General features: G+C 73.6%; 6 protein-coding genes. All 6 read left to right on the top strand.

Annotation, left to right across the window (positions count from 1 at the left end; genetic code table 11):
• Positions 1 to 466, top strand: a 466-nt coding sequence (locus G3573_RS19820) for a lytic transglycosylase domain-containing protein (protein ID WP_163263402.1), incomplete at its 5' end; no start/stop codon positions are given.
• Complete coding sequence (locus tag G3573_RS19815; RefSeq protein WP_163263401.1) at positions 463 to 771, top strand: TrbC/VirB2 family protein; 309 nt, start codon at positions 463 to 465, stop codon at positions 769 to 771. The genes G3573_RS19820 and G3573_RS19815, both read left to right, overlap by 4 nt.
• A gap of 3 nt (positions 772 to 774) precedes the next feature.
• Positions 775 to 1,059, top strand: coding sequence for a type IV secretion system protein VirB3 (locus G3573_RS19810; RefSeq protein ID WP_163263400.1), 285 nt, complete (start codon positions 775 to 777; stop codon positions 1,057 to 1,059).
• Between the two features lie 3 nt (positions 1,060 to 1,062).
• A complete protein-coding gene (locus G3573_RS19805; protein WP_163263399.1) occupies positions 1,063 to 3,489 on the top strand; it encodes a VirB4 family type IV secretion system protein in 2,427 nt (808 codons plus the stop codon).
• Positions 3,486 to 4,634 carry a type IV secretion system protein gene (locus G3573_RS19800; protein WP_163263398.1) on the top strand — a complete coding sequence of 383 codons (1,149 nt, stop codon included), beginning with the start codon at positions 3,486 to 3,488 and terminating at the stop codon, positions 4,632 to 4,634. Before G3573_RS19805 ends, G3573_RS19800 begins: the two co-directional genes overlap by 4 nt.
• A partial coding sequence (locus G3573_RS19795; RefSeq protein ID WP_163263397.1) for a TrbG/VirB9 family P-type conjugative transfer protein occupies positions 4,631 to 5,073 on the top strand: 443 nt, incomplete at its 3' end. The genes G3573_RS19800 and G3573_RS19795, both read left to right, overlap by 4 nt.

The raw sequence follows: 5,073 nt of genomic DNA, 5'->3' as shown, positions 1-5,073 counted from the left end.
GCTCACCCGGGTCGGTCCCGGCTGGGAAGCCGCGCCCGCGCCCGCCTCGCGGGGCGCCGTTCCCGCGCCGCCCGCGCGCTACCGCCAGGCGGTGGAGGCGGCGGCGCGCCGCTACGACCTGAGCCCCCAGCTGCTCGACGCGGTGGCCCGGTCGGAGTCCGGCTACGACGCGGAGGCGGTGTCTCCGGTCGGGGCGATCGGGGTCATGCAGCTGATGCCGGCCACCGCCCGCGCGCTCGGCGTCGATCCGCGCGATCCGGGCCAGAACATCCTGGGCGGGGCGGCCTACCTGCGCGCCCAGCTCGACGCCTTCGACGGCGACCTCGAGCGCGCGCTCGCCGCCTACAACGCCGGCCCCGGCCGGGTCCGCCGGCATGGGGGCGTGCCGCCCTTCGCGGAGACGCGCGCCTACGTGGCCGCCAACCTCGAACGCCTCGCCGCAGCCGCGCAGGGAGAGACCCGATGAGCCGCACCTTCACGTCCCTGGCGACGGCCGTTCTCGCCGCCGCGCCGCCCGGCGTCGCCGCCGCCCAGGCCGCCGATCCGGCGGGCTCGGGGCCCATCCTCGGCGCCGTCACCTGGGTGCAGAACACCCTGCTCGGCAATGTCGCCACCGCCGTCGCCGTGATCGCCGTGGCCATGGTCGGCTTCATGATGCTGACCGGGCGCATGCGCTGGAAGACCGGCGCGACGGTCATTCTCGGCTGCTTCGTGCTGTTCGGCGCGGCCACCATCGTCGCCGGCATCCAGGCGGCGGCCCGCGGCGCCTGAGCGATGTCCGAGCTGACGCGCATCCCGATCCATCGGGCCCTGACCCGGCCGCAGATGTTCGCCGGCGTGACCTACAGCTATTTCGTGATCAACGGCGTGGTCACGACCGAAGCCTTCCTGATCACGCGCTCGCCCTGGGCGCTGGCGGTCTGCGCGCTGCTGCACGCGATCGGCTACCTCGCCTGCCTGCGCGAGCCGCGCGTCTTCGAGCTGTGGATCACGCGGGTCAGCCGCTGTCCGCGGGTGCCGAACTGGCGCTTCTGGCGCTGCAACAGCTACCGGCCCTGAGCGATGAAGCTTCGTGATTACGCGGCGTTCGCGCGCAAGGAGCAGGCGGCCGGCGACCGTCTGCCCTACGTCGGGCTCGCCGACGAGCGCACGGTGATCCTGCGCGACGGCGGGCTGATGCAGTGCCTGCATCTGACCGGCTTCGCCTTCGAGACCGCCGACGCCGCCGAGCTGAACCACAAGCTGGCCATGCGTGACGCCGCCCTGCGCGCCATCGCCAGCTCGCGTTACGTGGTGCACCACCATCTGATCCGCCGCCGGGTCGAAGTGGACGTCGAGGGCGAGTTCGACGATCCGGTCAGCGCCGAGATCGACCGCCGCCAGCGCGAGCGCCTGGCCTCGCGGCGCCTGTTCCTGAACGAGCTGTTCGTAACCGTCGTGAGGCGCCCGCCGAAGGGCAAGATCGGCGTGGCCGAGCGGCTGGCCGACCAGATCGCCCGGCGGGTCAACGCCGAGGCTCGGGCGGCGACCCTGGCCCGCGAGCTCCGCGAGCTGGACGCCGCGCGCGAGGCGCTTTCGGCTGCGCTCCAGCCCTACGGTCCGCGGGTGCTGGGCGCCTACAGGACCCGCGCGGGCGTGTGCTCCGAACCACTGGAGTTCCTGTCGGCCCTGTTCAACGGCGAGCTGCGGCCGATGCTGGCGCCGGTCGGCGATGTCGGCCGCCACATCCCCTATCGCCGCGTCAGCTTCGGCCTGGACGCGGTCGAGCGCCAGGGCCCGGCCGGCGAGCGGGACTTCACGGCCATCCTGTCGTTCAAGGAGTACCCGCCGCACGCCACGCCCGGCATGCTCGATCCGCTGCTGCGGCTGCCCTACGAGATGACCCTGTCCGAGGGCTTCGCCTTCGCCGACCGGCAGATCGGTCTGGAGCGCGTCTCCACCGCCCTGCGCAGGTTCCGGGCGGCCGACGACGACAGCCAGTCGCTGCGCCAGGGCCTGGTCGAGGCCAAGGACGCGGTGGCGTCAGGCCGCGCGGCGCTGGGCGAGCACCACCTGATGCTGGCCGTCCGCGCGCCCTCGCTGGAAGAGCTCGACCGGGCCGCCGCCGAATGCGTGGCGGTGCTGGCCGATCTCGGCGCGGTCGCGGTCCGCGAGGACCTCGCGCTGGAGCCGGCGTTCTGGGGCCAGTTTCCGGGCAACGAAGCCTACTGCGCGCGCCGCGCCATGGTCTCGACCGGCGCCTTCGCGGGCCTGGCTTCGCTGCACGGCTTCCCGCTGGGAGAGCGCTCGGACAACCACTGGGGGCCGGCGGTCACCGCCCTGGAGACGACCGCGGCGACGCCCTACTTCTTCAACTTCCACGACGGCGATCTCGGCAACTTCACGGTCATCGGCCCGTCGGGGTCGGGCAAGACCGTGGTGCTGAACTTCCTGGCCGCCCAGGCCCAGAAGGCGCGTCCCCGCACGGTGGTGTTCGACAAGGATCGCGGGGCGGAGATCTTCGTGCGGGCGATCGGCGGGCGCTACGCCCTGCTGCGCTCAGGCCTGTCGACCGGCTTCAACCCGCTGCAGCTGCCGGACACGCCGGCGAACCGGGCCTTCCTGCGCGACTGGCTGGGCCGGCTCGTCTGCAAGCCGGGCCAAAGCCTGGACGTCGAGGAAGAGGCGGTGCTGGCCGACGCGGTCGAGGCCAACTACGAGCAGGACCCCGAGCACCGCGGGCTGAGCTTCTTCCGCGAACTGCTGGGCGGCCGTCGCCGGCCCGAGCGCGGCGACCTGGCCTCGCGCCTGGCCCCGTGGTGCGGGCGCGGCGAACTGGCCTGGCTGTTCGACAATCCGGTGGACCAGCTGGAGCTGTCGTCGGCGACGCTCGGCTTCGACATGACCGAGCTGCTGGATCACCCGGTCCAGCGCACGCCGACCATGATGTACCTGTTTCATCGGGTCGAGGAGCGGCTGGACGGCCGCCCCACCGTCATCCTGGTGGACGAGGGCTGGAAGGCGCTCGACGACGAGGTGTTCTCCGCCCGCCTGCGCGACTGGATGAAGACTCTGCGCAAGCGCAACGGCCTGGTCGGCTTCGCCACCCAGAGCGCCCGCGACGCGCTGGAGAGCCGGGTGTCCTCCGCCGTCATCGAGCAGGCCGCCACCCAGATCTTCATGCCCAATCCGCGCGCGCAGGCGGCGGACTACTGCGAGGGGTTCGGCCTGACTGCGCACGAGCTGTCGATCGTCCAGGCCCTTCCGGCGCACGCCCGCGCCTTCCTGGTCAAGCAGGCCAACCACTCCGTGGTGGTGCGGCTGGACCTGTCCTGGGCGCCCGAGCTGATCACCCTGCTGTCCGGCCGCGAGGCGACGGTGCGCAGGCTCGACGAGCTGCGCCGGCGCCTCGGCGACCACCCGGCCGGCTGGTGGCCGGAGCTGATCGGCACGCCCTGGCCCGGTGACGCGCCCGAACCGCAGCCTCAGACGCTGAGGGCCGTGTCGTGAGCTGCCTGGCCCTGTCTTCGCAAGCCGACCAGACCGTCGCTTCGGCCCTGGCCGCGGTCGACTGCCAGCTGAACGGCGCGGTGGCGACCAGCTATGCGCGGCTGTTCGGCGCGAGCGGCGCCTTCAGCGGCGTGCTGACCGCCCTGCTGACCGTGTTCGTCGCCTGGATCGGCTATGGCCTGATCACTGGACGGACCCGCCTGAGCCTGCCGGCCATGACGCCGAAGGTGACGGCGCTGGCCCTGGTCCTGACCTTCGCCACCGCCTGGCCCGCCTATCAGGCGGTGGTCTACGGCCTGCTGACCGGCGGCCCCGACGAGCTGGCCTCGGCGCTGGCGGGCGCGCGCGGCGGCGCGGCCCAGGCCTTCGCCGTGCGGCTGGACGGCCTGTTCGAGGGCGTCGTCGAGATCGGCCGCGCGCTCAACGCCGGCCAGGGCGCGGACCTGCAGGGCGCGAGCCGGCTGGTCTGGTCCGCCGCGATGGTGCTGCTGCTGTCCACCCTCGGCCTGCTGGTCGTCGCGCGCGTGGTGCTGGCCGTGCTGCTGGCGATCGGGCCGGTGTTCGTGGTGCTGGGCTTGTTTTCGGGCACGCGGCCGCTGTTCGAGGGATGGCTGCGGACCGCGCTGGGCTTCGCCTTCGCGCCGATGCTGGTCGTGCTCGGCGGCTTCGGCGCCCTGAACCTGATGGGCCCGCTGATCCAGTCGATCGCCGAGGACCCGCTGGCCGCCGCCCAGGAGATGCGCCCGCTGGTCGCCCTGCTGGTCGCCGCCCTGATCTATGCGGGCGTGCTGATCGCCCTCGCCTGGGCCGCCCTCAACCTGACCCGTGGCTGGAGGCTGCGTGGGCGGAGCGGGGCGGGGAGGGCCGCGTCGGTGTCCACCGAGGCTCGGCCCACGCCTGCGCCTGTCCCGGCCGTGGCGGACGCCGGCGGTGCCGACGCCTCCGCGAGCGCGCGGCTGTCCGCCCTGGTGACCGCCGTGTCCCGGGAGCCGTCGTCGGCCCCGGCCCGTGTCGAGATTGTCCGTGCCGTGGTCCGGGAGGGCGGCGCGGCCCCGTCGTCGTCGGCCCGCCGCACCGAGGGCCTGGGACGCAGCTTCCGGCCGACGACGGCCGCGCGCGTGCTTACCGGAGCGCCTGGATCATGAACCTCGTCCGCCCGCTGCTTCTGAGCCTGCTCGTCGCCGGCCCGGCCTTGGCCGAAGCGGACCCGCGCGTGCGCGTGGTCGACTTCGACGACGCTGCCGTGGTGCGCGTCGACGGCTGCTTCGGCTACCAGACGATGATCGAATTCGAGGCTGGCGATCCGATCGAGAACGTCGGCCTGGGCGAGGCGTCCCAGTGGCTGGTGACGCCGAACCGCAGCGGCGACCTGCTGTTCGTCAAGCCGGCCCAGCGCAGCACCCGCAGCAACATGACCGTCGCCACCGCGCGGCGGCGCTACGCCTTCGAGCTGGTCGCCGCGCCGACGGCGGCCTGCGCGCGGGGCGACGTCGTCTACCGGCTGCGGTTCCGCTACCCGCCGGACCCGGCCGCGGTCGCGGCGTCGGCCCCGCCGCCGACCCCGGGCCTGGACGCGATCGCACC

This window comes from Caulobacter sp. 17J65-9 (assembly GCF_010975005.1).
Taxonomy (GTDB): domain Bacteria; phylum Pseudomonadota; class Alphaproteobacteria; order Caulobacterales; family Caulobacteraceae; genus 17J80-11.
Note: the sequence above shows the minus strand (reverse complement) of the source record. Positions and strands in the feature narration are given on the sequence as shown.